Source organism: Burkholderia sp. BCC1999, assembly GCF_905339975.1.
In the GTDB taxonomy this organism is placed as follows: domain Bacteria; phylum Pseudomonadota; class Gammaproteobacteria; order Burkholderiales; family Burkholderiaceae; genus Burkholderia.
The window spans coordinates 138,488-165,458 of sequence record NZ_CAJPHP010000014.1 but is presented as its reverse complement, the minus strand read 5'-3'; the positions used below and the strand labels follow the sequence as shown (position 1 = coordinate 165,458).

20 protein-coding genes are annotated in these 26,971 nt (G+C 67.5%); 17 read left to right on the top strand and 3 right to left on the bottom strand.

Annotated elements, in window-relative coordinates:
- Positions 1-27: 27 nt before the first annotated feature.
- Positions 28-2,421 carry a penicillin-binding protein 1A gene (locus U5809_RS21670; RefSeq protein WP_322088068.1) on the bottom strand — a complete coding sequence of 798 codons (2,394 nt, stop codon included), beginning with the start codon at positions 2,419-2,421 and terminating at the stop codon, positions 28-30.
- A gap of 220 nt (positions 2,422-2,641) precedes the next feature.
- Here U5809_RS21670 and U5809_RS21665 point away from each other — a divergent pair, with 220 nt between their 5' ends.
- The 12 genes from U5809_RS21665 (at position 2,642) to ugpQ (ending at position 14,735) form a co-directional block, all read left to right on the top strand.
- On the top strand, positions 2,642-3,565 hold the full coding sequence (locus U5809_RS21665; RefSeq protein ID WP_322088067.1) for a competence protein ComA: 924 nt from the start codon (positions 2,642-2,644) through the stop codon (positions 3,563-3,565).
- Positions 3,562-4,170, top strand: coding sequence for a fimbrial protein (locus U5809_RS21660; protein WP_322088066.1), 609 nt, complete (start codon positions 3,562-3,564; stop codon positions 4,168-4,170). Before U5809_RS21665 ends, U5809_RS21660 begins: the two co-directional genes overlap by 4 nt.
- Positions 4,167-5,021, top strand: a complete 855-nt coding sequence (locus tag U5809_RS21655; protein WP_322088065.1) for a pilus assembly protein — start codon at positions 4,167-4,169, stop codon at positions 5,019-5,021. The genes U5809_RS21660 and U5809_RS21655 overlap by 4 nt, the downstream gene beginning before the upstream one ends.
- Positions 5,018-6,649, top strand: coding sequence for a type IV pilus secretin PilQ (gene pilQ, locus U5809_RS21650; protein ID WP_322088064.1), 1,632 nt, complete (start codon positions 5,018-5,020; stop codon positions 6,647-6,649). The genes U5809_RS21655 and pilQ overlap by 4 nt, the downstream gene beginning before the upstream one ends.
- Before the next feature lie 40 nt (positions 6,650-6,689).
- A complete protein-coding gene (locus U5809_RS21645; protein WP_175847214.1) occupies positions 6,690-7,244 on the top strand; it encodes a shikimate kinase in 555 nt (184 codons plus the stop codon).
- Entirely contained in the window at positions 7,241-8,320 is a 1,080-nt protein-coding gene (gene aroB / locus U5809_RS21640; protein WP_322088063.1) for a 3-dehydroquinate synthase, read from the top strand. Before U5809_RS21645 ends, aroB begins: the two co-directional genes overlap by 4 nt.
- A gap of 41 nt (positions 8,321-8,361) precedes the next feature.
- The gene (locus U5809_RS21635; RefSeq protein WP_415877956.1) at positions 8,362-9,570 is read left to right on the top strand and encodes a deoxyguanosinetriphosphate triphosphohydrolase; all 1,209 of its coding nucleotides are present in this window, start codon (positions 8,362-8,364) and stop codon (positions 9,568-9,570) included.
- Positions 9,571-9,660: 90 nt separating this feature from the next.
- The gene (gene ugpB / locus U5809_RS21630; RefSeq protein ID WP_282506451.1) at positions 9,661-10,995 is read left to right on the top strand and encodes a sn-glycerol-3-phosphate ABC transporter substrate-binding protein UgpB; all 1,335 of its coding nucleotides are present in this window, start codon (positions 9,661-9,663) and stop codon (positions 10,993-10,995) included.
- Positions 10,996-11,091: 96 nt separating this feature from the next.
- Positions 11,092-11,976, top strand: a complete 885-nt coding sequence (ugpA, locus tag U5809_RS21625; protein WP_282506453.1) for a sn-glycerol-3-phosphate ABC transporter permease UgpA — start codon at positions 11,092-11,094, stop codon at positions 11,974-11,976.
- Positions 11,973-12,818 (top strand): sn-glycerol-3-phosphate ABC transporter permease UgpE, encoded by an 846-nt coding sequence (ugpE, locus tag U5809_RS21620; protein ID WP_176051104.1) that lies wholly within the window; start codon positions 11,973-11,975, stop codon positions 12,816-12,818. Before ugpA ends, ugpE begins: the two co-directional genes overlap by 4 nt.
- 32 nt (positions 12,819-12,850) lie before the next feature.
- Entirely contained in the window at positions 12,851-13,936 is a 1,086-nt protein-coding gene (locus U5809_RS21615; RefSeq protein WP_176051103.1) for a sn-glycerol-3-phosphate import ATP-binding protein UgpC, read from the top strand.
- A gap of 28 nt (positions 13,937-13,964) precedes the next feature.
- On the top strand, positions 13,965-14,735 hold the full coding sequence (gene ugpQ / locus U5809_RS21610; protein WP_176051102.1) for a glycerophosphodiester phosphodiesterase: 771 nt from the start codon (positions 13,965-13,967) through the stop codon (positions 14,733-14,735).
- Between the two features lie 169 nt (positions 14,736-14,904).
- Here ugpQ and U5809_RS21605 read toward each other — a convergent pair whose 3' ends face one another.
- Entirely contained in the window at positions 14,905-15,636 is a 732-nt protein-coding gene (locus U5809_RS21605; RefSeq protein WP_282506457.1) for an OmpW/AlkL family protein, read from the bottom strand.
- A gap of 193 nt (positions 15,637-15,829) precedes the next feature.
- Here U5809_RS21605 and U5809_RS21600 point away from each other — a divergent pair, with 193 nt between their 5' ends.
- The 5 genes from U5809_RS21600 (at position 15,830) to thpR (ending at position 25,468) form a co-directional block, all read left to right on the top strand.
- Positions 15,830-16,543 carry a transposase gene (locus tag U5809_RS21600; protein WP_282506459.1) on the top strand — a complete coding sequence of 238 codons (714 nt, stop codon included), beginning with the start codon at positions 15,830-15,832 and terminating at the stop codon, positions 16,541-16,543.
- A 288-nt stretch (positions 16,544-16,831) separates the two neighbouring features.
- The gene (locus U5809_RS21595) at positions 16,832-21,535 is read left to right on the top strand and encodes a glutamate synthase-related protein (RefSeq protein ID WP_322088062.1); all 4,704 of its coding nucleotides are present in this window, start codon (positions 16,832-16,834) and stop codon (positions 21,533-21,535) included.
- Between the two features lie 85 nt (positions 21,536-21,620).
- Complete coding sequence (locus U5809_RS21590; RefSeq protein WP_322088061.1) at positions 21,621-23,087, top strand: glutamate synthase subunit beta; 1,467 nt, start codon at positions 21,621-21,623, stop codon at positions 23,085-23,087.
- 324 nt (positions 23,088-23,411) lie between these two features.
- Positions 23,412-24,905 carry an alanine/glycine:cation symporter family protein gene (locus U5809_RS21585; RefSeq protein WP_322088060.1) on the top strand — a complete coding sequence of 498 codons (1,494 nt, stop codon included), beginning with the start codon at positions 23,412-23,414 and terminating at the stop codon, positions 24,903-24,905.
- Positions 24,902-25,468 (top strand): RNA 2',3'-cyclic phosphodiesterase, encoded by a 567-nt coding sequence (gene thpR / locus U5809_RS21580; RefSeq protein ID WP_322088059.1) that lies wholly within the window; start codon positions 24,902-24,904, stop codon positions 25,466-25,468. The genes U5809_RS21585 and thpR overlap by 4 nt, the downstream gene beginning before the upstream one ends.
- 114 nt (positions 25,469-25,582) lie before the next feature.
- On the opposite strand, the gene U5809_RS21575 is transcribed toward thpR, so the two are convergent.
- Positions 25,583-26,947, bottom strand: a complete 1,365-nt coding sequence (locus tag U5809_RS21575; RefSeq protein ID WP_322088058.1) for a D-amino acid dehydrogenase — start codon at positions 26,945-26,947, stop codon at positions 25,583-25,585.
- Positions 26,948-26,971: the final 24 nt, after the last annotated feature.

Sequence of the window (26,971 nt, the reverse complement as noted above, 5' to 3'; positions counted from 1 at the left end):
GCGCTTTTTTCATGTCCGGGCCGGGTGTCAGTGGCCGCGGAACAGGTTCATGATGTCCTGCTTCTCCTGCTCGTCGACGTGCGGCACGGCTTCGTCGGTGTTCTGCGCGGCCGGCGCCTGCGGTACGCCGACCGTCGACACGAAGCCGTGGCCCGGCGTGAAATCGGTGAAGTACAGCTCGCTGCCGAGCGACTCGACACCTTCGGGTACCGTCGGTTTGTACTCGGGCACGCCCTTCAGCGCCGCGCCCATGTACTCGATCCAGACCGGCAGCGACAGGCCGCCACCCGTTTCGCGATCGCCGAGGCTGCGCGGATTGTCGTAGCCGATCCACGCGATCGCGGCGAGCGTGTGCTGGTAGCCGGCGAACCACGCGTCGTGCGAGTCGTTCGTCGTGCCGGTCTTGCCGGCGAGGTCGGTGCGCTTCAGGATGTTGGTCCGCGCGCCCGTGCCGCGTTGCGCGACGCTCTGCAGCAGGCTGTTCATCACGTACGCGTTGCGCGCGTCGATCGCGCGCGGCGCGTTCTGCTCGGCGACGAGCGGCTGCGCGCGCGCGACGATCGCGCCGTTCGGATCGGTGACTTCTGCGATCAGGTACGGATTGACGCGGTAGCCGCCGTTCGCGAACACCGAGTACGCGCCGGCCATCTGCAGCGGCGTGACCTGGCCCGCGCCGAGCGCCATCGGCAGGTAGGCCGGATGGCGCTCGGCGTCGAAGCCGAAGCGCGTGATGTATTGCTGCGCGTACTTCGTGCCGATGTGGTTCAGGATCCGGATCGACACGAGGTTGCGCGAGCGCTGCAGCGCGGTGCGCATCGACATCGGGCCTTCGAAGCCGCCGCCGTAGTTCTTCGGCTCCCACGGCTGGCCGCCCGTTTCGGCGGCGCTGAAGTACAGCGGGCCGTCGTTGATCACGGTCGCGGGCCCGAGGCCCTTGTCGAGCGACGCCGAGTAGATGAACGGCTTGAACGACGAACCCGGCTGCCGCCACGCCTGCGTGACGTGGTTGAACTTGTTCTTGTTGTAGTCGAAGCCGCCGACGAGCGAGCGGATCGCGCCGTCCTGCGGGACGATCGACAGGAATGCGCCTTCGACCTGCGGCAACTGCGTGATCGACCATTTGCCGGTGTCGTTCTTCACGACGCGGACGATCGCACCGGGGCGGATGCGGCGGTTCGGCTGCGCGTTGGCCGACAGTGCGCCCGACGCGAAGCGCAGGTTGTCGCCCTCGACCGTCGCCGTGCTGCCGTCGATGAATGCCACCGTGATCTGGCGCGGGCTCGCGGCCGTGACGACCGCAGCAATCAGCTCGCCGTTGTCGGGGTGTTCGAGCAGCGCGTCGTCGATCGCCTGTTCGCGGTCGTCGGCACCGGCGGGCAGCTCGATGAAGCCTTCCGGCCCGCGATAGCCGTGGCGGCGCTCGTAATCCATGATGCCCTTGCGCAACGCGGTGTACGCGACCTGCTGGTCCGCGGAATCGATCGTCGTGACGACGTTGAAGCCGCGCGTGTAGGTTTCCTCGCGGTACTGCGCGTACATCATCTGTCTGACCATTTCCGCGACGTACTCGGCGTGCACGCTGAAATCGCGTCCCGGGCCCTTGACGACGAGCGGTTGCGCGACGGCTTCGTCGTACTGCTCGCGCGTGATGAAGTTCAGTTCGAGCATCCGCTGCAGGATGTATTCCTGGCGCACCTTCGCGCGCTTGGGATTGACGACCGGGTTGTACGCGGACGGCGCCTTCGGCAGCCCCGCGAGCATCGCGGCTTCCGCGAGCGTGATGTCCTTCAGATCCTTGCCGAAATAGACCCGCGCGGCGCTCGCGAAGCCGTACGCGCGCTGGCCGAGATAGATCTGATTCATGTAGACCTCGAGAATCTGATCCTTCGTCAGCGCGCGCTCGATCCGGTACGCGAGCAGCATCTCGTAGATCTTGCGCGTGTAGGTCTTCTCGCTCGACAGGAAGAAGTTACGGGCGACCTGCATCGTGATCGTGCTCGCGCCCTGCGACGCGTGGCCGTTCGTCAGCGCAACGATGCCGGCGCGGACGATGCCGGTGAGGTCGACGCCGCCGTGATCGTAGAAGCGCGCGTCCTCGATCGCGAGGATCGCCTTCTTCAGCGAGTCGGGCACGTCCTTGAAATGGACGACGTCGCGGCGCTCCTCGCCGAATTCGCCGATCAGCACGTGATCGGACGTATAGATGCGCAGCGGCACCTTCGGGCGATAGTCGGTCAGCGCGTCGAGCGACGGCATGTTCGGCCAGGCGACGACGAGCGCGTAGCCGAGCACGAGGCCGCCGGCCACGACGAGGGCCACGCACATCGCGGCGAAGCCGAGCAGGACTTTTTGCCACCAGGGCCGCTTCTTCGGCGCCGGGGCAGGAGGCGGGGACGTAGGAGTCGTGGATTGCATAGGCATACCGGAAAACAGTCCCGCGATTATAGCTGCCCGGTAAGACCGGTCCTGACGCGGGGGCCGCCCGCAGGAAAGCGGCGGGTCGGCGTACCGCCAGTATGGCCTGCGCACGGTCGCCGCCAGCCGTTGCTGGCCGTTTGGCCGACTGTCGGCCATGCGCGCCGCTTTGCAGAATCAGGTCTCGGAAACGCGGCATGGGCCGCGACGATTTCGGGAGGCTGGGATGGCGGGACGGTGGGTAGCGCAGTTTGCGCAGGGCAGGCACAGGTCGACGGGAATCGACGTCGGCGCGGACGAGGTGAGGGTGGCCGTGCTGAGCCGGCGCGGCCGGGTCGCGGATGTGCGGGTCGAGGGGCTGGAGCGGGAGCCGGTCGGGTTGGCGGGCGGGCCGGAAGACGCGCGCTGGGCCGCGGTCGCGCGTGCGCTGGCGGCAGCCGTCGCGCGGCTGTCGGCGGCCGACGTGCGGTGCGACGCGCGTGGCGTGATGGCGCTGCACGATGACGAGATTCGTACGGCGACGCTCGACCTCGCCGGGCGTCATGACATCCCGGACGCCGCGCGGCAGGCGGCCGAGCGTATCTCGGGGCTGGCGCCGGGCAGTTTCGCGTTCGACTGGCGGCAGCACGGCGGCGCGCGTTCCGGCGAGATCGCGTTGACCGTGGCCCCGCTGGCGCTGCTGGAGCGGCGGATCGACGTGGCGGCGCAGGCCGGTATCGACCTGACGGCGGTCGACGGCGAGTCGGCCGCCATGCTGCGCGCGTTGCGCTATGCCGCGCAGTTCGAACTCGACGCGCAAGGCGCCTACGCCGCGCTCTGGTTCTGCGACTCGGGTGTTCGCGGCTGGCGAATCGACGGGCCGTTGGCGGTTCCGGTGTTCACGCTGTCCGGCACGTTGCCGGAGGCGCTCCCCGATGCACTGCGTCGGCGCGTGCTCGGGGCCGTGCGGTGTGTGTTCGTTGCCGGGGACGAACGGAACATCGCGCGCTTCGATACGTCCGTCGCCGAGATCGGCGACCTGCTCGGCTCGGCGGCGGTGCCGTTCGACTGCACGGGCTGGGACGGGCAGCCGTGTCCGCCCGCCGGCATGCCGGGCGGCCCGGCATTCGCCGTTGCGTTCGGGCTGGCGTTGCGCGGGGTGTGGGAATGACGGCCGATCAGGCGGCACTGGGCGGCTTCAACCTGCTGCCGCACCGCGAGCGACTGGCGCATGCGCTGCGGCGTCGCCGGGCTGCGCAGTGCGGGGCGGCGATCCTGCTCGGCGTGCTCGGCGCCGTGCTGTGGACGGGCGCGGCCACCTGGATGCGGTGGCGCACGGATGCCGCGCGCGCAAGCGTGGAGACGCGGCTGCGGCAGTTGCAGCCGCAGGTGAATGCCGTGATGCGCGCTGCCGATGCGGCGGCTGTCATCGCGCGGCGTGACGCGCAGGCAGCGGCGCTTGCCGCACCGCACGGGCGCGTCACAGGGCTGCTGGCGACACTGGCGCAGGTGCGCGACGACGGCGTCCGGCTCGACGCGCTGCGCACGACACCGGCCGGCGCCGTGCTCGATGTGCGGGCCACGAGCTACCGGGCGGCCGCGCGTTGGCTCGCCGGGATGGCGCGCGAGCAACGTGACTGGCGGATCGACGTGGATGCGTTGGCGCCTGTGTCGAGTGCGCGGACCCCGCTGGCCGGGATGCCGTTCCGGTTCTCGGTTCAGTTGCGCTGGCACGATGCGATGCCGTCGCGGACGGCGTCGGGAGGTGGCGCATGACGGCGATCACGCATTGGCTTGCGCCGCGTGGCGATGGGCGGCTGGGCGGCATGCCGCGCGTCCCGCCGGGGGGAATGCATGCCGCCGGCTGCGTGCTGGCGTTCGTGGCCGTGCTGGCAGGCGGCATTCATTTGGCAAATGCGGCTGACTGGAGCGGGCTCGCGCATAGTCGCGCGTTGCTGGCTGCAGCGCAGGGGCGTGCGGCCGACGCGCAGCGCGTCCTTGAGTCTGCGGAACGACGGCGCAGTGCACATCCTGCGCCGGGGCAGGATAACCACGCGTCGCGTACGCCGGAATGGGCCGCGCTGATGCTGGGACTGGCCGATCTCGCCGCGTCGAGCGGGCTGCACGGAGTATCGATCGAGCCGCAGCGTATCGATGGCGCGGCACCGGAGGGCCGGCGCACCGTGCGCATCGTCGCGGACGGCGGCTTTCGCGCATTGTCGACGACGGTCGGCGGGCTGGCGCGCTTTCCGGTGCTGGCAGTGCCGTCGGCGCTGCGTGTCGAGCGAGGCATGCAGGCGACGCGGATGGACATGTCTGTCGACGTGTTTCCGGCGCTGCCGGCGGCATCGCCCGCAGGCGGTACGGTGCCGGTTCAGGCTGCTGCGCTCGACGCCGATCCGTTCGGCGGTGGGGCCGATGGAATCGCGGCCCGCCTCGCCGGCACGATTCGCGACGCGCGTGCCGGTCTCGCGTTGTTCGATGGCGGCGATGGCGCATTCACGGCCGTGGCGCCCGGCGAAGCGCTCGGGCCGGCCCGCGTGGTGCGCGTCGAGCCCGCGGCGGTGATGCTCGCGATGGCGGACGGGGCGCACCGGGTCGTCATGAACGACGGAGTGTGGCCATGACGAAGTACGGCCGTTGGGTGCTCGCCGTCTGGGCCGGATTGACGGCGGCCAGTGCAGGCGCGTCGTTGCCGCCGCTGCCGGCAGTCTGGCCTGCCGCGTCGATGGAGGCGCCGGTGCCGAGTCTGCCGCTGCCGCACGGCAGGGTGGACGGTGTTGACATCGCGGTATCGGAGGAAGCCGGCCCGCCGCCGCTCGACCAGGCCGCTCGCGCGGCACTTCAGGCGGAACCCGCGGTATCGGCACCGCAGCTGGAGGGGCCGCCGATCCCGTTGGCGCCGCCGGCCCGGATGAGCGACGTCACTGCCCGGCAACCCGGCGATGCGGACGACGCGCGGCGGATCTCGCTGAATCTGCAGGGCGCCGGGCTCGCGGCCGCGTTCGACGCATTCGCGCGGTTCACGGGGCTCAATATCGTCGTCGGCGAGCAGGTGCGCGGCACGGTCACGTTACGTCTGAACAATGTCCGCTGGCGCGAGGCCTTCGACACGCTGCTCGACACGCACGGGCTCGCGATGTCCCGGCGCGGCAACGTGATCTGGGTCACGCCGGCGGCCGAGCTGGCCGCCCGTGAGCGCGAGCGCTTCGAAATGCATGCGCGGGCCGCCGATCTGGAGCCGCTGGCGAGCCGCACGTTCGCGCTGCGCTACCCACGCGCGCAGGACGTGCAACGGCTGCTGGCCGGCGCGACCGGCCAGCGCCTGCTGTCGAAACGCGGCGCTGCGGCGGCCGATCCGCGCACGAACCTGCTGTTCGTCACCGATCTCGCGCCGCGCATTGCGCAGATCGCGGGTCTGATCGACGCGATCGACCGGCCGTCACGGCAGGTCCGGATCGAGGCCCGCATCGTCGAGGGTGAGCAGGGCTTCTCGCGCAACCTCGGCGCACGTGTCGCGCTGCGGGCGCAGGGGCGGCCGTCGGCGGGCGAGGGCGCCACGTTCGCGGCCGACGCGCGCAACGCGCTCGACCTGGCCGCGCGGCCGCTCGGCGGCTTCGACGCGGCGACTGCCGGTTTTACGCTGTTCGCCGCGCCGCTCAGCCGCGTACTCGACGTCGAACTGAGTGCGCTCGAAGCGCAAGGGCGGGGTCAGATCGTTTCGCGGCCGCGCGTGGTGACGGCCGACCGCGTCAAGGCGATCGTCGAGCAGGGTTCCGAGCTGCCGTACCAGGCGAAGGTGGGCAACGGCATGAGCGGCGTGCAGTTCCGCCGCGCGACGCTCAAGCTCGAGGTCGAGCCGCGGATCACGCCCGACGGGCGCGTGGTGCTCGACCTGGACGTGACGAAGGACAGCGTCGGCGAGCCGACGGCGGCCGGCCCCGCCATCCATACGAAGCATGTACAGACGCGTGTCGAGGTCGAGAATGGCGGGACGGTTGCGATCGGTGGTATCTATGAGCAACTGAACCGGAACGATGTGACGCGCGTGCCGCTCTTGGGCAAAATACCGTTTCTGGGCGCGCTTTTCCGGCACCGCGCGCAGCGCGACCAGCGCAACGAACTGGTCGTGTTCATCACGCCGACTGTCGTCGATGCGCGCTGCGATGCGCTCGGCGCGGGCGACGCGGATGCCGATAAAACGGGGCCGGAAGCCGCCGACGCAGGCTCGACAAGGCAGCCGCTTTGCCAGTAAGCTGCGCCACACACCAGCAAGATTGAAGCAGAGGAAGCCGTTGCAAGCGCGGGACCCACATGCAAACGTATTTTTCGTCGGCCTTATGGGAGCGGGTAAGACCACCGTGGGCCGTGCGGTCGCGCGTCGTCTCGACAGGACGTTCTTCGACTCCGACCACGAAATCGAGGCCCGCACGGGCGCGCGCATTCCGGTGATCTTCGAGATGGAAGGCGAGGCCGGGTTTCGCGATCGCGAAACGCAGGTGATCACCGATCTCACGCAGCGCGAGAACATCGTGCTCGCGACGGGCGGCGGCGCAGTGCTGCGCCCGGAAAATCGCGACTGCCTGAAAAGCAACGGCATCGTCATCTACCTGCGCGCCAATCCGCACGATCTGTGGCTGCGCACGCGCAAGGACAAGAACCGCCCGCTGCTGCAGACCGAAGACCCGAAGGGGCGTCTCGAAGCGCTGTACGAAGTGCGCGACCCGCTGTACCGCGAATGCGCGGATTTCGTCATCGAGACCGGCCGTCCGTCGGTCAACGGTCTCGTCAACATGGTGTTGATGCAACTCGAACTGGCGGGCGTCATCGCCAAGCCGCTACAAGCATGATTACTGTCAACGTCGATCTGGGCGACCGCGCCTATCCGATTCACATTGGTGCCGGCCTGATCGGCCGCACCGAGCTGTTCGCGCCTCACATCAAGGGCTCGTCCGTCACGATCGTCACGAACACGACGGTCGATCCGCTCTACGGCGACGCGCTGCGCGCGGCGCTCGCGCCGCTCGGCAAGCGCGTCTCGACGGTCGTGCTGCCGGACGGCGAGGCATACAAGAACTGGGAAACACTGAACCTGATCTTCGACGGCCTGCTGAGCGAACGCGCGGATCGCAAGACGACGCTCGTCGCGCTCGGCGGCGGCGTGATCGGCGACATGACGGGCTTTGCCGCCGCGTGCTACATGCGCGGGGTGCCGTTCATCCAGGTGCCGACGACGCTGCTGTCGCAGGTCGATTCGTCGGTCGGCGGCAAGACCGGCATCAACCACCCGCTCGGCAAGAACATGATCGGCGCGTTCTACCAGCCGCAGGCCGTGATCGCGGACATCGGCGCGTTGACGACGCTGCCCGATCGCGAACTGGCGGCCGGCGTCGCCGAAGTCATCAAGACCGGCGCGATTGCCGATGCGGCATTCTTCGACTGGATCGAGGCGAACGTCGACGCGCTGAACCGCCGCGACCCGGCTGCGCTCGCGCACGCGGTGAAGCGTTCGTGCGAGATCAAGGCAAGCGTCGTCGCGGCCGACGAGCGTGAAGGCGGCCTGCGCGCGATCCTGAATTTCGGCCACACGTTCGGCCACGCGATCGAGGCCGGGCTCGGCTACGGCGAGTGGCTGCACGGCGAGGCGGTCGGCTGCGGGATGGTGATGGCGGGCGATTTGTCGGCGCGGCTCGGCCTGCTCGACGAAGCGTCGCGGCAGCGCCTCGACGCGGTGATCGCGGCCGCGCGCCTGCCGATCCGCGGGCCTGCGCTCGGCGACGCGCGCTACATGGACCTGATGCGCGTCGACAAGAAGGCCGAGGCCGGCGCGATCAAGTTCATCCTGCTGAAGCGATTCGGCGATACGCTGATCACGGAGGCGCCAGACGAAGCCGTGTTCGCTACACTGGCGCAGACGACGCGCTAACGGCGGCCCGGATGCCCCGGCGCCCCTGACATGGAGGAGACGTGAGCGAGACATCCAGCAGCACACTGCCCGAAGCCGGCCGCGCATCCGCCGCGCCGGTGGCCGAGCCGCCGACGCTGGCGGCGCTGGAAGCCCATCTCGCTCCGTATGCCGCACACGCGTCGCAGTCGCGCGGCCGCCGCCATCCGGAAACCCCGCCGGCGGCGCGCACCGAATTCCAGCGCGACCGCGACCGCATCGTCCATTCGACCGCGTTCCGCCGGCTCGAATACAAGACGCAGGTCTTCGTCAATCACGAAGGCGACCTGTTCCGTACGCGCCTCACGCACAGCCTCGAAGTCGCGCAGATCGCCCGCTCGGTCGCGCGCAACCTGCGCCTGAACGAGGATCTCGTCGAAGCGATCTCGCTCGCGCACGATCTCGGCCACACGCCGTTTGGCCATGCCGGACAGGACGCGCTGAATGCGTGCATGCGTGACCACGGCGGCTTCGAGCACAACCTGCAGAGCCTGGCGGTCGTCGACGAGCTCGAGGAGCACTATGGCGCGTTCAACGGGCTGAACCTGTGCTTCGAGACGCGCGAAGGCATCCTGAAACATTGCTCGCGCGACAATGCGCGCAAGCTCGGCGCGCTCGGCGAGCGTTTCCTGCACGGCCGGCAGCCGTCGCTCGAAGCGCAGCTCGCCAACATCGCGGACGAAATCGCGTACAACAACCACGACGTCGACGACGGCCTGCGTTCCGGCCTGATCACGATCGAGCAGCTTGCCGAGGTCGAGCTGTGGCAGCGCCACTATGAAGCGGCGCTCGCCGAATTCCCGCACCTCGAGGGCCGTCGGCTCGTGCACGAGACGGTGCGCCGCATCATCAACACGCTGATCGTCGACCTGATCGACGAGACGACGCGCAACCTCGTGCGCGTCGCGCCTGCGTCGCTCGACGACGTGCGCGCCGCGCCGCCGCTCGTGTCGCACAGCGTGACGGTCGCCGCGCAGGCGGCCGCGCTCAAGCGCTTCCTCTTCAAGAACCTGTATCGCCACTACAAGGTGATGCGCATGGCGAGCAAGGCGCAGCGCGTCGTCACGGGGCTGTTCGACGCATTCATCGACGATCCGCGCCTGCTGCCGCCGCCGTACCAGTCCGACGACGCGGCACATCAGCCGCGCCTCGTCGCGCACTACATCGCCGGCATGACCGACCGCTTCGCGCTGAAGGAATATCAGCGCCTGTTCGTCATCAGCGACAACTGACTGTCACAAACGATCACTAGACTTCGCCGGTTCAATGGCGACGGGAATGTTGCACACGCTGTTGGTAACGTTTTCATAGGAGAGAGGTCGATGAAGAAGAAGCCTGCGGGGACACTGGTTCGTTCGATCGCGCTCGGCGGCGCGCTGATGTTCGGGGTGCAGCACGTGGCGCTCGCCGCGACGGAAATTCAGTTCTGGCATGCGATGGAGGCCGCGCTCGGCGAGCGGGTGAATGCGATCGCCGACCAGTTCAACGCGTCGCAAAGCGACTACAAGATCGTGCCGGTGTTCAAGGGCACTTACGACCAGGCGCTCGCGGCCGGCATCGCCGCGTATCGCAGCGGCAACGCGCCGGCGATCCTCCAGGTCTACGAAGTCGGCACGGCCACGATGATGCAGGCGAAGAAGGCTGTCGTGCCGGTCTCCGACGTGTTCAAGCAGGCCGGCGTGCCGCTCGACGAAAAGGGGTTCGTGCCGACCATCGCGAGCTACTACAGCGATGCGAAGACGGGCCATCTCGTGTCGATGCCGTTCAACAGCTCGACGCCGGTGCTGTACTACAACAAGGACGCGTTCAAGAAGGCCGGGCTCGACCCGAACCAGCCGCCGAAGACGTGGGCCGACGTGAAGGCCGATGCCGAGAAACTGCGCAAGTCGGGGATGGCGTGCGGCTTCACGACCGGCTGGCAGGGCTGGATCCAGCTCGAGAACTACAGCGCGTGGCACGGGCTGCCGTTCGCGAGCCGCAACAACGGTTTCGACGGCACCGACGCCGTCCTCGAATTCAACAAGCCGCAGCAGATCGCGCACGTCTCGTTCCTGCAGCAGATGGCGAAGGACGGCACGTTCACGTACGCGGGGCGCAAGGATGAAGCGTCGGCGAAGTTCTACAGCGGCGACTGCGGGATCATGACGACATCGTCGGGTGCGCTCGCGAACGTGCAGAAGTTCGCGAAGTTCAGCTATGGCACCGGCATGATGCCGTACGACGCGAACGTGAAGGGCGCACCGCAGAACGCGATCATCGGCGGCGCGAGCCTGTGGGTGCTGGCCGGCAAGGATCCGGCGACCTACAAGGGCGTCGCGAAATTCCTCGCGTACCTTGCTTCGCCGGCCGTCGCCGCGAAGTGGCACCAGGACACGGGCTACCTGCCGGTCACCAAGGCGGCATACGACCTGACGCGCGAACAGGGCTTCTACGCGAAGAACCCGAGCGCCGAAACCGCGATCAAGCAGATGCTGAACAAGCCGCCGCTGCCGTACACGAAGGGGCTGCGCCTGGGCAACATGCCGCAGATCCGCACGGTCGTCGACGAGGAGTTCGAACAGGTCTGGGCGCAGAAGAAGTCGCCGAAGGACGCGCTCGATTCGGCCGCGTCGCGTGGCGACGAACTGCTGCGCCGCTTCGAGAAGTCGGGCGGCTGAGCACGCATCGCTTCGTGCCGCCGGCGGTATCGCGCGTGAGCGCGTGCCGGCCGGCGGCGCGGTTTCCTTTCCGTTTCGCCTGACCGGATATCCGCGATGCAATCCCGTTCCCGTTTCGGTACGAGCCTGGTGCCGTACCTGCTGATCGCGCCGCAGCTCGCGATCACCGCCGTGTTCTTTCTGTGGCCGGCCGGCGTCGCGCTGTGGCAGTCGACGCAGATGCAGGACGCGTTCGGCACATCGAGCGAATTCGTCGGCTTCGCGAACTTCACGCACCTGTTCGCCGATCCGCTGTATCTCGATTCGTTTCGCACGACGCTCGTGTTCAGCGGGCTCGTCACGGTGAGTGGCCTCGTCGTGTCGCTGCTGCTGGCCGCGTGCGCCGATCGCGTGACCCGCGGCGCGCGCGCGTACCGCACGCTGCTGATCTGGCCGTACGCGGTCGCTCCGACGATCGCGGCCGTGCTGTGGGCGTTCCTGTTCAACCCGAGCATCGGCCTGATCACCTATGCGCTGGCGAAGGGCGGCATCGTGTGGAACCACGCGCTGAACGGCGGGCAGGCGATGTTCCTCGTCGTGCTGGCATCGGTGTGGAAGCAGGTGAGCTACAACTTCCTGTTCTTCTACGCGGGCCTGCAGGCGATCCCGCGCTCGTTGATCGAGGCGGCGGCGATCGACGGCGCCGGGCCGGTGCGGCGCTTCTTCAACATCGTGCTGCCGCTGCTGTCGCCGACGAGTTTCTTCCTGCTGGTCGTGAATCTCGTCTACGCGTTCTTCGACACGTTCCCGGTGATCGACGCGGCCACCGGCGGCGGCCCGGCGCAAAGCACGAAGACGCTGATCTACAAGATCTTCGCGGAAGGCTTCCAGGGGCTCGACATCGGCAGCTCGGGCGCGCAGTCGGTCGTGCTGATGATCATCGTCGTCGGGCTCACGGTGATCCAGTTCCGCTTCGTCGAACGCAGGGTGCAATACGCATGATCGAAAATCGCAAGGGCTTCGACCTGTTCTGCCACGCGGTGCTGATCGCGGGCGTGGTGCTGATCGTGTTCCCCGTCTACGTCGCGTTCTGCGCGGCGACGATGAACGCGCAGGAGGTGTTCACGGTGCCGCTGTCGCTCGTGCCGAGCACGCACCTGTTCGAGAACATCGCGTACATCTGGGGGCACGGCAGCGGCGGCACGACGGCGCCGTTCGGCCGACTGCTCGTGAACAGCTTCGCGATGGCGCTCGGCATCGCGGTCGGCAAGATCGCGGTGTCGATCCTGTCCGCGTACGCGATCGTCTACTTCCGCTTTCCGTTCCGCAACACGGCGTTCTGGCTGATCTTCATCACGCTGATGCTGCCGGTGGAAGTGCGGATCTTTCCGACCGTGCAGGTCGTGTCGACACTGCACCTGACGAACACGTACGCCGGGCTCACGATGCCGCTGATCGCGTCGGCGACCGCGACGTTCCTGTTCCGTCAGTTCTTCATGACGCTGCCCGACGAGCTGATGGATGCCGCGCGCATCGACGGCGCCGGCGCGCTGCGCTTCTTCTGGGACGTCGTGCTGCCGCTGTCGAAGACGAGTATCGCGGCGCTGTTCGTGATCACGTTCATCTACGGCTGGAACCAGTATCTGTGGCCGATCCTGATCACGACGGAAGCGTCGCTGTCGACGGCGGTGGTGGGCATCAAGACGATGATCGCGAGCGGCGACGCCGCGACCGAATGGCAATACGTGATGGCGGCGACGCTGCTGGCGATGATCCCGCCGCTCGTCGTCGTGCTGGCGATGCAGCGCTGGTTCGTGCGCGGCCTCGTCGATTCCGAGAAGTGAACAATGGACGGTAACCGGGAGAAGGACCAGGTATGGCTGCGCTGAGCTTGAAGGGCGTCAGGAAATCCTACGACGGCAAGCAGCACGTGCTGCATGGCATCGACGTGGAGATCGCGGACGGCGAATTCATCGTGCTGGTCGGCCCGTCGGGCTGCGGCAAGTCGACGTTGCTGCGGATGATCGCGGGGCTGGAGTCCGTGTCGGACGGCGAGATCGCGATCGGCGAGCGTGTCGTCAACACGCTGGAGCCGAAGGATCGCGACATCGCGATGGTGTTCCAGAACTATGCGCTGTATCCGCACATGACGGTCGCGCAGAACATGGGCTACGGGCTGAAGATCCGCGGGATCGAGCGTGCGACGATCGATTCGCGAGTGGCCGCGGCCGCGAAGATCCTCGAGCTGGAGCCGCTGCTTGCGCGGCGGCCGCGCGAGCTGTCGGGCGGCCAGCGGCAGCGCGTCGCGATGGGGCGCGCGATCGTGCGCGAGCCGTCGGTGTTCCTGTTCGACGAGCCGTTGTCGAACCTCGACGCGAAGCTGCGCGTGCAGATGCGGCTCGAGATCCAGCGGCTGCATGCGCGGCTGGCGACGACGAGCGTCTACGTGACGCACGACCAGATCGAGGCGATGACGCTCGCGCAACGCGTGATCGTGATGAACCGCGGCTACGCGGAGCAGATCGGCGCGCCGGTCGACGTGTACGAGAAGCCGGCGACGGTGTTCGTCGCGGGCTTCATCGGCTCGCCGGCGATGAACCTGATGCACGGCCGGCTGTCGGAAGACGGCGCGACCTTCACGGTCGCGGGCGGCGGCCCCGCGCTGCCGGTTGCCGGCGCACCGGGCATCGGCGCGGAGATCGCCACGGGGCGCGACTGGGTGCTCGGCGTGCGTCCCGAACACATGACGCCGCAGCCGGGCGTCGCGCAGGCCACGCTGCCGGTCGACTCGTGCGAGCTGCTCGGCGCGGACAATCTCGCGCACGGCCGCTGGGGCAATCACGACGTCGCGGTGCGTCTGCCGCATGCGGACCGTCCCGCGCGCGGCACGGCGCTCGCGGCTGCGCTGCCCGCGCACCGGCTGCATTTCTTCGATCCCGAGACCGGCAAGCGTGCCGGTTGAACCTGCTGCACTTGCCGAGAGACCGACGATGACCCTTCGCACCGACTGGCCCTATCCGCGCGTCGTCGCCCATCGCGGCGGCGGCACGCTCGCGCCGGAGAACACGCTCGCCGCGCTGGACGAGGGCGCGCGCCGCGGGCACCGGATGGTCGAGTTCGACGCGAAGCTGTCGGCCGACGACGTGACGTTCCTGCTGCACGACGACACCGTCGACCGGACGTCGAACGGGCAGGGGGCGGCGGCCGGCATGCGTTATGCGGCGCTGGCCGCGCTCGACGCGGGCGCGTGGCTCGATGCGCGGTTCGCGGGCGAGCGGATGCCGACGCTCGAGGCGGCGGCGGCGCGCTGCATCGCGCACGGGCTGGCCGCGAATGTCGAGATCAAGCCGTGCCCGGGGCGCGAGCGCGAGACCGGGCAGCGCGTGGCGGCCGACGCGGCCGCGTACTGGCGCGATGCCGCGGTGCCGCCGCTACTGTCGTCGTTCTCGTTCGATGCGCTGCAGCAGGCGCGCGCGACCGTGCCGGCGCTGCCGCGCGGGATGCTCTACGAAGCCGTGCCGGACGACTGGCATGCGCAGGTCGTCGGCGCGCTCGGCTGCGTATCGTTGCATGCTGACCACAAACGGCTCGACGAACCGCTCGTGCGCGCGATCAAGGCGGCAGGGTTGCGCATCCTGGTTTACACGGTGAACGATCTCGAACGTGCGCGCGAACTCGCACGCTGGGGCGTCGATGCGGTCTGCACGGATCGCATCGACCTGATCGCCCCCGATGCGCTCGACGACATCGCCGTCGTCTAGCGGTCACGGCAATGCCCGGAGGGGCTTCTTCGGGAATGTCCCTGATGCGAAAAAACAACGCCCCGGCGGGATTTCCGCCGGGGCGTTTTGCATCGTGGAGACGTTACGTCAGGAAAAATCCGCTACAAATTGCAGCAGGATTAACCATTCCCCAAATATTCGACTACGCTTAGAAGCGGTAGCCGACGTTGAGGTACGTCACGATCGGGTTCAGCGAGATATGGGCCTTCGACGTTTCCGTCAGCGTCCCGACCGGCGTCCGGCGGGCCGTGGTGAAGGTCGCGGTCACGCTGACCGGGATGTACGACATCGAGAAGCCGGCGAACCAGTGCTTCGTGAAGTTGTACGTGAAGCCGGCGTTGAACACGGGTGCCCACTGGTTGCTGGTCTGCGCACTGGTCGGGCCGCCGAGCACGCCGTTCTCGAACGCGCTGTTCGTGATCTTCGCGCCGGTAAACCAGATATACGTTGCGCCGACGCCGACATACGGACGGAACTTCGCGTTGGCGTCGTTGAAGTAGTACTTGAGGAGGAGCGCGGGGCTCCACTGGTACGCGCGGCCGAGCGTACCGAAATTCGAGAACTGGCCCTTGCCGGTGATGTCGAACTTCGGCGGGATGCCGGCGATGAACTCGGTGGCGATGTGGTCGGTCACGAAGTAACCGGTCGCCAGCGCGAGCGTGTCGGCGTCGCTGATGCCGGCACCGGTGTTGGGAACCGACTGGTTGATGGGCGTGCCGCCTACGCCGTAGACGAACAGCGGGTCGCTGCTGTCCTGCGGCGCAAGGTGCAGCCAGCCGGTGCTGACGTAGAAATCACCTGCGGATTGTGCATGTGCCGTACCGCCCGCAAACGTGAATGCGAGCGCTGCGGCCCCCGTAATGGCCAGTTTTCGTTTCATTGTGTCTCCTCCGATCAAAGGCGTGCTCATTATGACGACTGCGTTTAAAACCAAACAAGCTCGTAAGTTAGAGTTTTCTCCCTAGGATTCGCACGACCGTACGCTTACGCGCCCCGCGAGGACAGGCATTCTACGCAGGTGCGCATTTTCGGACCTCCGGGTATTTCCTAACGCGTTCAAACGGACATTCAGCATGGCACGGTTAGCACGACTCTACGTTCCCGACCAGCCGCAGCACGTGATACTGCGCGGCCTGGATCAGCAACCCGCGTTCGTCGACGACCAGGACTACGAACTCTTCATCGATTGCCTGAAGGCCGCCGCCCGCGATCATCACCTGTCGGTGCATGCCTATGTGCTGCTGCCGCGCCAGGTGCAACTGCTCGTGACGCCGAGCGACGAAGCGAGCCTGCCGAAAGCGATGCAGGCTGTCGGCCGCCGCTACGTCGCGCATTTCAACCGGCGCTACTCGCGGCGCGGCACCCTGTGGGAAGGCCGCTACCGCGCGACCGTGATCGAAGGCGAGCGCTATTTCCTGCTCGCGAGCCGCGTGGTCGAGATGAGCCCCGTGCGTTCGCAGCTCGTCGCGACGCCCGAGGCCTATCGCTGGTCGAGCTACCGGCATCACGTCGGGCTCACCGTCGACAGCCTGATCACCGACCATCCGCTCTACTGGGCGCTCGGCAATACGCCGTTCGACCGCCAGCGCGCGTACAAGGAGCTGTGCGAGCAGCCGCTCGACGAGCGGCAGGCCGACCAGTTGCAGCAGGCGACGCTGAAGGGCTGGGTGCTCGGCGGCGAACATTACCGCGAGTGGGCGGCGCGTACCGCGAACCGACGCGTGTCGCCGCTGCCGCGTGGACGCCCCAGAAAGGTGCGTGAGAGCACACCGCCGATCCAGCAGTAATGCCGGAAAGGCGGGTCGGGAGCGGCGCTGCGGGCGCCGCTTCTTTTTGCACCAAAATGATACGGCCCCAATAAAATGGCACCAGATCGATGCATCTGTTTAATTGGGGTTCGATCACATGGTTTTTGTTGCTATTCCCTTGATTCGTCGCGTATATTCCGAATTCCGGTGGCCCGGGCGAAGCATGCCCGGCCACTGTCGGCCGCGCCGTCTCCCGTCGGGAGCGGGATCGACGGCAACAAGAAAACGGTTCAACGGCCTCCAGGCCCCCTTTACGACGGTGTCCCCATGAACGACCACCAGCAGCCGCTCGCCGCGGTGCCCGCCGCACAAGGTCTGTACGACCCGCAAAACGAACACGACGCCTGTGGCGTCGGCTTCGTCGCTCACATCAAGGGCAAGAAGAGCCACGAGATCATTCAGCAGGGTCTGAAGATTCTCGAGAACCTCGATCACCGCGGCGCGGTCGGCGCCGATCCGCTGATGGGCGACGGCGCGGGCATCCTGATCCAGATTCCGGACGCGTTCTATCGCGAGGAAATGGCGAAGCAGGGCGTGAACCTGCCGCCGGCCGGCGAATATGGGGTCGGCATGATCTTCCTGCCGAAGGAGAACGCATCGCGACTCGCGTGCGAGCAGGAGCTCGAGCGTACGGTGAAGGCCGAGGGGCAGGTCGTGCTCGGCTGGCGCGACGTGCCGGTCGATCATGCGATGCCGATTTCGCCGACCGTGAAGGCGAGCGAACCGCTGATCCGCCAGATCTTCATCGGCCGCGGCAAGGACATCATGGTGACGGACGCGCTCGAGCGGAAGCTGTACGTGATCCGCAAGACGGCGAGCCACCGCATCCAGGCGCTGAAGCTCAAGCACGGCAAGGAATACTTCGTGCCGTCGATGTCGGCGCGCACGATCGTCTACAAGGGGCTGCTGCTGGCCGGCCAGGTCGGCGTGTACTACCGCGACCTGCAGGACCCGCGCGTCGTGTCGGCGCTCGCACTCGTGCACCAGCGCTTCTCGACCAACACGTTCCCGGCGTGGGAACTCGCCCACCCGTACCGGATGATCGCGCACAACGGCGAGATCAACACCGTGAAGGGCAACGTGAACTGGCTGAACGCGCGTACCGGCGCGATCGCGTCGCACGTGCTCGCCGACGATCTGCCGAAGCTGTGGCCGCTGATCTACCCGGGCCAGTCCGATACCGCCTCGTTCGACAACTGTCTCGAGCTGTTGGTGATGGCCGGCTACCCGCTTGTGCACGCGGTGATGATGATGATCCCGGAAGCGTGGGAACAGCACACGCTGATGGACGAGAACCGCCGCGCGTTCTACGAATACCACGCCGCGATGATGGAGCCGTGGGACGGCCCGGCCGCGATCGCGTTCACCGACGGTCGCCAGATCGGCGCGACGCTCGACCGTAACGGCCTGCGCCCGGCGCGCTACATCGTCACCGACGACGACCTCGTCATCATGGCGTCGGAAGCCGGCACGCTGCCGATCCCCGAATCGAAGATCGTCAAGAAGTGGCGCCTGCAGCCGGGAAAGATGTTCCTGATCGACATGGAACACGGCCGCATCATCGACGACAAGGAACTGAAGGACAACCTCGCGAACGCGAAGCCGTACAAGAGCTGGATCGATGCCGTGCGCATCAAGCTCGACGAGATCGAGCCGAAGGCCGAGGAAGTCGCGGCAGGCCGCACGCAGGGCGCCGCGCTGCTCGACCGCCAGCAGGCGTTCGGCTATACGCAGGAAGACCTGAAGTTCCTGATGGCGCCGATGGCGCAGCAGGGTGAGGAAGCCGTCGGTTCGATGGGCAACGACTCGCCGCTCGCGGTGATGTCGAACAAGAACAAGACGCTCTATCACTACTTCAAGCAGCTGTTCGCGCAGGTCACGAACCCGCCGATCGACCCGATCCGTGAAAACATGGTCATGTCGCTCGTGTCGTTCATCGGCCCGAAGCCGAACCTGCTCGATACGAACAACATCAACCCGCCGATGCGTCTCGAAGTGTCGCAGCCGGTGCTCGACTTCAAGGACATCGCGAAGATCCGCGCGATCGACCAGTACACCGGCGGCAAGTTCAGCGCATACGAACTGAACATCTGCTACCCGGTCGCCTGGGGCAAGGAAGGCATCGAGGCGCGCCTCGCGTCGCTGTGCGCGGAAGCCGTCGACGCGGTGAAGTCGGGCTACAACATGCTGATCGTGTCGGACCGCAAGACGGACGCCGAGCACGTCGCGATTCCCGCGCTGCTCGCCACGTCGGCGATCCACACGCACCTCGTCCAGCAAGGACTGCGCACGAGCACGGGCCTCGTCGTCGAGACGGGCTCCGCGCGTGAGACGCACCACTTCGCGCTGCTCGCGGGCTACGGCGCGGAAGCCGTGCACCCGTACCTCGCGATGGAAACGCTCGCGAAGATGGCCGAAGGCCTGTCGGGCGACCTGTCGCCGGAGAAGGCCGTCTACAACTTCACGAAGGCGGTCGGCAAGGGCCTGCAGAAGGTGATGTCGAAGATGGGCATCTCGACGTACATGTCGTACACGGGCGCGCAGATCTTCGAAGCGCTCGGCCTGTCGAGCGACCTCGTCGAGAAGTACTTCAAGGGCACGGCATCGAAGGTCGGCGGCATCGGCCTGTTCGAAGTCGCGGAAGAGGCGATCCGCCTGCACCGCGACGCGTTCGGCGACAACCCGGTGCTGCGCGACATGCTCGACGCGGGCGGCGAGTACGCTTACCGCGTGCGCGGCGAAGACCACATGTGGACGCCGGATTCGATCGCGAAGCTGCAGCACGCGACGCGCAGCAACTCGTACCAGACGTACAAGGAATACGCGCACCTGATTAACGACCAGACCAAGCGTCACATGACGTTCCGCGGCCTGTTCGAGTTCAAGGTCGAGCCGACCAAGGCGATCCCGATCGACGACGTCGAATCGGCGAAGGACATCGTCAAGCGCTTCGCGACGGGCGCGATGTCGCTCGGTTCGATCAGCACCGAAGCGCACGCGACGCTCGCGATCGCGATGAACCGCATCGGCGGCAAGTCGAACACCGGCGAAGGCGGCGAGGACCAGAAGCGCTACCGCAACGAACTGCGCGGCATTCCGATCAAGGCCGGCGAGACGCTGAAGTCGGTGATCGGCGACGAAATCGTCAGCGACATCGCGCTGAAGGACGGCGATTCGCTGCGCTCGAAGATCAAGCAGGTCGCATCGGGCCGCTTCGGCGTCACCGCCGAGTACCTCGCATCGGCCGACCAGATCCAGATCAAGATGGCGCAAGGCGCGAAGCCGGGCGAAGGCGGCCAGCTGCCGGGCCACAAGGTGTCCGAATACATCGGCAAGCTGCGTTACTCGGTGCCGGGCGTCGGCCTGATCTCGCCGCCGCCGCACCACGACATCTACTCGATCGAGGATCTGGCGCAGCTGATCCACGACCTGAAGAACGTGAACCCGAGCTCGAGCATCTCCGTGAAGCTGGTGTCGGAAGTGGGCGTCGGCACGGTTGCGGCCGGTGTCGCGAAGGCGAAGGCCGATCACGTCGTGATCGCCGGCCATGACGGCGGCACGGGCGCATCGCCGCTGTCGTCGGTCAAGCACGCCGGCACGCCGTGGGAACTCGGCCTCGCCGAAACGCAGCAGACGCTGGTGCTGAACCGCCTGCGCGGCCGGATCCGCGTGCAGGCCGACGGCCAGATGAAGACGGGCCGCGACGTCGTGATCGGCGCGCTGCTCGGCGCGGACGAATTCGGCTTCGCGACGGCACCGCTCGTCGTCGAAGGCTGCATCATGATGCGCAAGTGCCACCTGAACACGTGCCCGGTCGGTGTCGCGACGCAGGATCCGGTGCTGCGTGCGAAGTTCAAGGGCCAGCCCGAGCACGTCGTGAACTACTTCTTCTTCGTCGCCGAGGAAGTGCGCGAGATCATGGCGCAGCTCGGCATCGCGAAGTTCGATGACCTGATCGGCCGCGCCGACCTGCTCGATACGCGCAAGGGCGTCGAGCACTGGAAGGCGAAGGGCCTCGACTTCTCGCGCGTGTTCTACCAGCCGGAAGAGTGCGAGGACGTCGCGCCGCGTCACGTCGACGTGCAGGATCACGGCCTCGAGCGCGCGCTCGACCATGTGCTGATCGAGAAGGCGAAGGCCGCGATCGAGAACGGCGAGCATGTGTCGTTCATCCAGCCGGTGCGCAACGTGAACCGTACGGTCGGCGCGATGCTGTCGGGCGTGATCGCGAAGAAGCACGGCCACGACGGCCTGGCCGACGACGCGGTGCACATCCAGCTGAAGGGCACGGCCGGCCAGAGCTTCGGCGCGTTCCTCGCGAAGGGCGTGACGCTCGACCTCGTCGGCGACGGCAACGACTACGTCGGCAAGGGCCTGTCGGGCGGCCGGATCATCATCCGTCCGACCAACGACTTCCGCGGCAAGTCCGAGGAAAACATCATCTGCGGCAACACGGTGATGTACGGCGCGATCGAAGGCGAATCGTTCTTCCGCGGCGTCGCGGGCGAGCGCTTCTGCGTGCGCAACTCGGGCGCGACGGCGGTCGTCGAGGGCACGGGCGACCACGGCTGCGAATACATGACGGGCGGCACGGTCGTCGTGCTCGGCGAGACGGGGCGCAACTTCGCGGCCGGCATGTCGGGCGGCCTCGCGTACATCTACGATCCGGAAGGCACGTTCGCGGCGAAGTGCAACAAGTCGATGGTCGCGCTCGAGCCGGTGCTGCAGCAGGCCGAGCAGGAGCGCACGGTCGACCGCGCACTCTGGCACGCAGGCACGACGGACGAAGCGCTGCTCAAGGGGCTCGTCGAGCGTCATTTCCAGTTCACGGGTTCGCCGCGCGCGAAGTCGCTGCTGGAAAACTGGGACGCGGCGCGCCGCCAGTTCGTGAAGGTGTTCCCGCACGAATACAAGCGCGCGCTCGGCGAGATCGGTGCGAAGAAGGCGGCGAAGGAAGAACTGGCCGCCTGAGCGACGAACGACATAGCGAATGCCGCGCGCGCATGACTGCCGCGCGCGGCTCCCCCACCCGATACACCGAACAGAAGAGCACCTTATGGGCAAGGCAACCGGTTTTCTGGAGTTCGAACGCCGCCACGAGGCGTACGAAGCACCGCTCACGCGCGTGAAGCACTACAAGGAATTCGTCGCGGCACTGACCGACGCGGACGCGAAGGTCCAGGGCGCACGCTGCATGGATTGCGGCATCCCGTTCTGCAACAACGGCTGCCCGGTCAACAACATCATTCCGGACTTCAACGATCTCGTTTACCGCCAGGACTGGCAGCAGGCGATCGAAGTCCTGCACTCGACCAACAACTTCCCGGAATTCACGGGCCGCATCTGCCCGGCGCCGTGTGAAGCGGCGTGCACGCTCGGGATCAACGAAGACCCGGTCGGCATCAAGTCGATCGAGCACGCGATCATCGACAAGGCCTGGGCGGAAGGCTGGGTGAAGCCGCTGCCGGCCGAGCACAAGACGGGCAAGAAGGTCGCCGTCGTCGGCTCGGGCCCCGCGGGCCTCGCCGCTGCGCAGCAGCTCGCGCGCGCGGGCCACGACGTGACGGTGTTCGAGAAGAACGACCGTGTCGGCGGCCTGCTGCGTTACGGGATTCCCGACTTCAAGCTGGAGAAGTGGCTGATCGACCGCCGCATGCGCCAGATGGAAGCGGAAGGCGTGACGTTCCGCACCAGCGTGTTCATCGGCAAGGATCCGCTGCCCGAGTCGATCGGCAGCCTCGCGAAGGAAACCATCTCGCCGGACACGCTGAAGGAAGAGTTCGACGCGGTCGTGATCGCCGGCGGTTCGGAAACGCCGCGCGACCTGCCGGTGCCGGGCCGCGAACTCGCGGGCGTGCATTACGCGATGGACTTCCTGCCGCAACAGAACCGCGTGAACGCGGGCGACAAGCTCGTCGACCAGCTGCTCGCGAAGGGCAAGCACGTGATCGTGATCGGCGGCGGCGACACGGGTTCGGACTGCGTCGGCACGTCGAACCGCCACGGCGCGAAGCAGGTCACGCAGTTCGAGTTGCTGCCGCAGCCGCCGGAAGAGGAAAACAAGGCGCTCGTGTGGCCGTACTGGCCGATCAAGCTGCGCACGTCGTCGTCGCACGAGGAAGGTTGCGAGCGCGACTGGGCGGTCGCGACGAAGCGTCTCGAAGGCAAGAACGGCAAGGTCGAGAAGCTGATCGCTGCGCGCGTCGAGTGGAAGGACGGCAAGATGCAGGAAGTGCCGGGCTCCGAGTTCGAACTGAAGGCCGATCTCGTCCTGCTCGCGATGGGCTTCACGCAGCCGGCCGCGCCGGTGCTCGAAGCGTTCGGCGTCGCGAAGGATGCGCGCGGCAACGCGCGTGCGGCGACCGAAGGCGATCGCTCGTACTACACGTCGGTCGACAAGGTGTTCGCGGCAGGCGACATGCGTCGCGGCCAGTCGCTCGTGGTGTGGGCGATCCGCGAAGGCCGCCAGTGCGCGCGCTCGGTCGATGCGTACCTGATGGGGCATACGGAACTGCCGCGCTGAGCTGAAGCGCGCAAGCGGGTTTCGACGAAAACCGGGCGTCCGACAGGGCGCCCGGTTTTTTTATGGGCGGCGCACCGGTGCGCCGATGGCACTTCGAGTGCCCGGCCGCATGTGTCCGGCACGGCACGTCAGGCCAGTCGTCACCGCGCGGACGTCCGCCATTTTCGTGAAGCGTCGCCTAATCTGATGACATCCAGCTGCGATTTCTCGTTATCTCAATTTCTTTCGTTTTGTAATAATCCTTGAAAACTGTCATATCATGTCGCCCCTCGGGCCGCATTTGCGGTGGCTGCATGTGACTGACCCTATTTACAAGGACTCTGGATGGAAGCATTCGTGCAAGGGCTGATCGAAGCCGTCAATGGCGTGCTGTGGAACTACGTGCTGATTGCGCTGCTGCTCGGCGCCGGCGCATGGTTCACGTTGCGGTTCCGGATGATCCAGCTGAAGGCGCTGTTCCTCAGCATGAAACTGGTCGGCAGCAAGGGCGAGCCGGGCAGCATCTCGTCGTTTCAGGCGTTCGCGACCGGGCTCGCGAGCCGGGTCGGCACCGGCAACATCGCCGGCGTCGCGGTCGCGCTGACGGTCGGCGGGCCGGGCGCGATCTTCTGGATGTGGATGACGGCGCTGGTCGGGATGTCGTCCGCGTTCGTCGAGGCGACGCTCGCGCAGATCTTCAAGGTGTCGCACCCGGACGGCAGCTTCCGCGGCGGCCCCGCGTACTACATCCAGACGGGCCTGCGCTCGCGCGGCTTCGGCGTGCTGTTCTCGCTGTCGCTGATCCTGGCGTTCGGCTTCGTGTTCAACGCGGTGCAGGCCAACGCGATCGCCGACGCGTTCCATACGTCGTTCGGCTTGAGCCGCGAAACGGTCGGCCTCGGCCTCGTGCTGCTTTCCGCCCCGATCATCTTCGGCGGGATCCGCCGCATCGCGACGGTCGCACAGGTGATCGTGCCGCTGATGGCGATCGGCTACCTCGCGCTCGCGGTCTACGCGGTCGCGACGCACATCGCGCTGGTGCCGGACGTGATCGTCCTGATCGTGAAGAGCGCGTTCGGTCTCGAGCAGGCGGCAGGCGGCCTGACCGGCTATGCCGTTAGCCAGGCGATCGCGATCGGCGTGAAGCGCGGGCTGTTCTCGAACGAAGCCGGGATGGGCAGCGCGCCGAATGCGGCCGCGACCGCGAGCACGCGGCACCCCGTCACGCAGGGGCTGATCCAGATGCTCGGCGTGTTCGTCGACACGATCGTGATCTGCAGCGCGACCGCGTTCGTGATCCTGCTGTCGGGCCAGTACGAGGTCGGCACCGGGATGGAAGGCGCGGCGCTCACGCAGCGCGCGATCTCGAGCCATGTTGGCGACTGGGGCGGCATTTACATGGCCGTCGCGATCTTCTTCCTCGCGTTCTCGTCGGTGATCGGCAACTACGCGTATGCGGAAGGCAACGTCGAATTCATCACGAAGCGGCGCGGCGTGCTGCCGCTGTTCCGCGTCGCGGTGCTCGCGATGGTGATGTTCGGCAGCGTCGGGCAACTGCCGCTCGTGTGGGCGATGGCCGATACGAGCATGGGGCTGATGGCGATCATCAACCTGATCGCGATCCTCGCGCTCGGCAAGTATGCGCACGCCGCGTGGGCCGACTATCGCCGCCAGCGCGCGGCCGGTGTCGCCGATCCGGTGTTCACGCGCAACACGATCCCCGAGCTCGCGCGCGTGCTGCCGGCCGACGTGTGGGGCGAACACGGGCCGCTGCCGCAGCGTCCGGCAGCCTCGGCCGACTCTGCCAGCGCGCCGCGCGGCGCGGTGCGCGAGTCATGAACGGCGACCGGCTCCGTGCGTTCGTCGCGCTGATGCCCGATGCGGCGTCGCGCGACGCGCTGCACGCGTTGCCGGTCACCCGTGGCGCGCGGCGCACGCTGCCCGCGCAGCTGCACATGACGCTCGCGTTCATCGGCGCTATCGAACGCGAGCGGTGCGACGCGCTGGCTGCGCACCTGCCCGCGCTCGCGGCAGCGCATGCGCTGCCGTTGCTGCCGGTCGAGCGGATCGCGTGGTGGCCGAGCCTGCCGCGTGCGAGGCTGATCGTCGCGGAGCTGGCGGCCGATCCCGCCTGCGTCGCGCTGAATGCGGGGTTGTCGTTACTGCTGCGCGATCTGGGCGTGCCGGCCGACCGTCGGCCGTTCCGGCCGCACGTGACGCTCGCGCGACTGCCGCACGACGCGGTCGGCCAGCCCGCGCACGGCGGCGCGCCGGGGCGGCCGGTCGTGCTGCGCGTCGAAGCGCTGACGCTGTTCGAAAGCCGGCTGTCGCACGAAGGCGTGTCGCATCGGCCGATCGTTTCCGCGCCGATCGCATGGGCGGACGGTCAGGCGGCGCAGTGAGCGGCGTGCGCGCCGCGTTGTGATTGCCTGGCGCCATGCAGATCGCGTCAGCGTATCGGGTCGACGATATCGTCCCGCCTACCGGGCCTACCGGGCCTACCGGGCCTACCGGGCCTACCGGCCGTAGCGCGCCAGCGTCAGGCCCGACAGGTCGATCTCCGGTTCTCGCCCCGTGACGAGATCCGCCACCACCTTCCCCGACCCCATCGACATCGCCCAGCCCGTCGAGCCGTGGCCGACGTTGAGCCAGAGCCCGTCGATCCCGCTCGCGCCGAGCAGCGGCGGACCGTCAGGCGTCATCGGCCGGCGGCCGACCCAGAAGCGCGCCGATGCACGATCGGCCGCGTGCGGGAACCAGTCGTCGAGCACTTTCATCAGCGTATCGAGCGCCTGTTGGCGCAGCGCTGCGTGCTGGTTACCGAGTTCCGCGGTACCCGCGACGCGCAACGTCGGGCCGAATCGCGTGATCGCCGTCTTCAGGGATTCGTCCATCAGCGCGGCGTGCGGTGCTTTTTCGTCGTCGACGACGGCGAGGGTCGCCGAGTAGCCCTTCACCGGATACAACGGCACGTCGATGCCGTGCGGCCGTAGCAGGTCGGCGCTGTCGACGCCGAGCGCGACGACGATCGCGTCGGCGGCGAGCCGCGTGTCGCGGTGCGTGCCGCCGGCGTTCGATGCGTGCGGATTCGGTCGTGCCCGATCATGCGTATCGCCATCGCCATCGCCATCGCCATCGCCATCGCCATCGCCATCGCCATTGCCGGCGATCCGCACGCCGCGCACCTGGCCCGCCGCAACGTCGAGCGCCTGCACTTGCGTGCGAAAGCGGAACGTCACGCCGTTCGCTTCGCACAGCGTCCGCAGTTCACGCGTAAAGCGTGCGCAGTCGCCCGCTTCGTCGTCGGGCAGGTAGATGCCGCCGACGGGTGCCTGCCGCGCCCAGCGCAGGCCTGGCTCGATCGCCGCGCAGCCCGCCGCGTCGAGTTCGCGAAACGCGATGCCGGCATCGCGCAGCACCTTCAGCGCGGGCTGGACCATCTCGACGTCGAACGCGCCGCGCAACAGTTGCAGGTAGCCGCGGCTCGCGCCGTAGTCGAACGGATGGCGCTCGCGAAACGCATGCAGGCATGCGCGGCTGTAATACGCGATGCGCTGCATCCGCTGCTTGTTCACGCGGAACCGCTCGAACTCGCATTCGCGGAGCCAGCGCGCGATCCAGCGCCACTGTGCGGCATCGAGCGTCGGCCGGAAGATCAGCGGCGACGCGGGCTTGAACAGGTACTTGAGGATCTTGCCGGGCATCCCGGGCGCGGCCCACGGTGTCACGTAGCCGGGCGCGATCACGCCCGCGTTGCCGAGGCTCGTCGCCTGCGCGACGTCGGCCTCGCGTTCGATCACCGTGACCTCGCAGCCTGCTTCGCGCAGGTGCCAGGCGGTGGTGATGCCGATCACGCCGGCGCCGAGGACGATCACGTGCATGCGGTTTCCGGAACGAAGCGGTGG

Excerpts from the sequence above, each read along its gene's own strand:
- U5809_RS21585 (WP_322088060.1), top strand. The coding sequence starts at position 23,412 with ATGGAAGCATTCGTGCAAGGGCTGATCGAAGCCGTCAATGGCGTGCTG.
- U5809_RS21615 (WP_176051103.1), top strand. The coding sequence starts at position 12,851 with ATGGCTGCGCTGAGCTTGAAGGGCGTCAGGAAATCCTACGACGGCAAG.
- U5809_RS21595 (WP_322088062.1), top strand. The coding sequence starts at position 16,832 with ATGAACGACCACCAGCAGCCGCTCGCCGCGGTGCCCGCCGCACAAGGT.
- U5809_RS21655 (WP_322088065.1), top strand. The coding sequence starts at position 4,167 with ATGACGGCGATCACGCATTGGCTTGCGCCGCGTGGCGATGGGCGGCTG.
- U5809_RS21590 (WP_322088061.1), top strand. The coding sequence starts at position 21,621 with ATGGGCAAGGCAACCGGTTTTCTGGAGTTCGAACGCCGCCACGAGGCG.
- U5809_RS21575 (WP_322088058.1), bottom strand. The coding sequence starts at position 26,947 with ATGCACGTGATCGTCCTCGGCGCCGGCGTGATCGGCATCACCACCGCC.
- ugpE (WP_176051104.1), top strand. The coding sequence starts at position 11,973 with ATGATCGAAAATCGCAAGGGCTTCGACCTGTTCTGCCACGCGGTGCTG.
- ugpB (WP_282506451.1), top strand. The coding sequence starts at position 9,661 with ATGAAGAAGAAGCCTGCGGGGACACTGGTTCGTTCGATCGCGCTCGGC.
- pilQ (WP_322088064.1), top strand. The coding sequence starts at position 5,018 with ATGACGAAGTACGGCCGTTGGGTGCTCGCCGTCTGGGCCGGATTGACG.
- aroB (WP_322088063.1), top strand. The coding sequence starts at position 7,241 with ATGATTACTGTCAACGTCGATCTGGGCGACCGCGCCTATCCGATTCAC.
- U5809_RS21670 (WP_322088068.1), bottom strand. The coding sequence starts at position 2,421 with ATGCCTATGCAATCCACGACTCCTACGTCCCCGCCTCCTGCCCCGGCG.
- ugpA (WP_282506453.1), top strand. The coding sequence starts at position 11,092 with ATGCAATCCCGTTCCCGTTTCGGTACGAGCCTGGTGCCGTACCTGCTG.
- U5809_RS21605 (WP_282506457.1), bottom strand. The coding sequence starts at position 15,636 with ATGAAACGAAAACTGGCCATTACGGGGGCCGCAGCGCTCGCATTCACG.
- U5809_RS21660 (WP_322088066.1), top strand. The coding sequence starts at position 3,562 with ATGACGGCCGATCAGGCGGCACTGGGCGGCTTCAACCTGCTGCCGCAC.
- thpR (WP_322088059.1), top strand. The coding sequence starts at position 24,902 with ATGAACGGCGACCGGCTCCGTGCGTTCGTCGCGCTGATGCCCGATGCG.
- ugpQ (WP_176051102.1), top strand. The coding sequence starts at position 13,965 with ATGACCCTTCGCACCGACTGGCCCTATCCGCGCGTCGTCGCCCATCGC.
- U5809_RS21665 (WP_322088067.1), top strand. The coding sequence starts at position 2,642 with ATGGCGGGACGGTGGGTAGCGCAGTTTGCGCAGGGCAGGCACAGGTCG.
- U5809_RS21600 (WP_282506459.1), top strand. The coding sequence starts at position 15,830 with ATGGCACGGTTAGCACGACTCTACGTTCCCGACCAGCCGCAGCACGTG.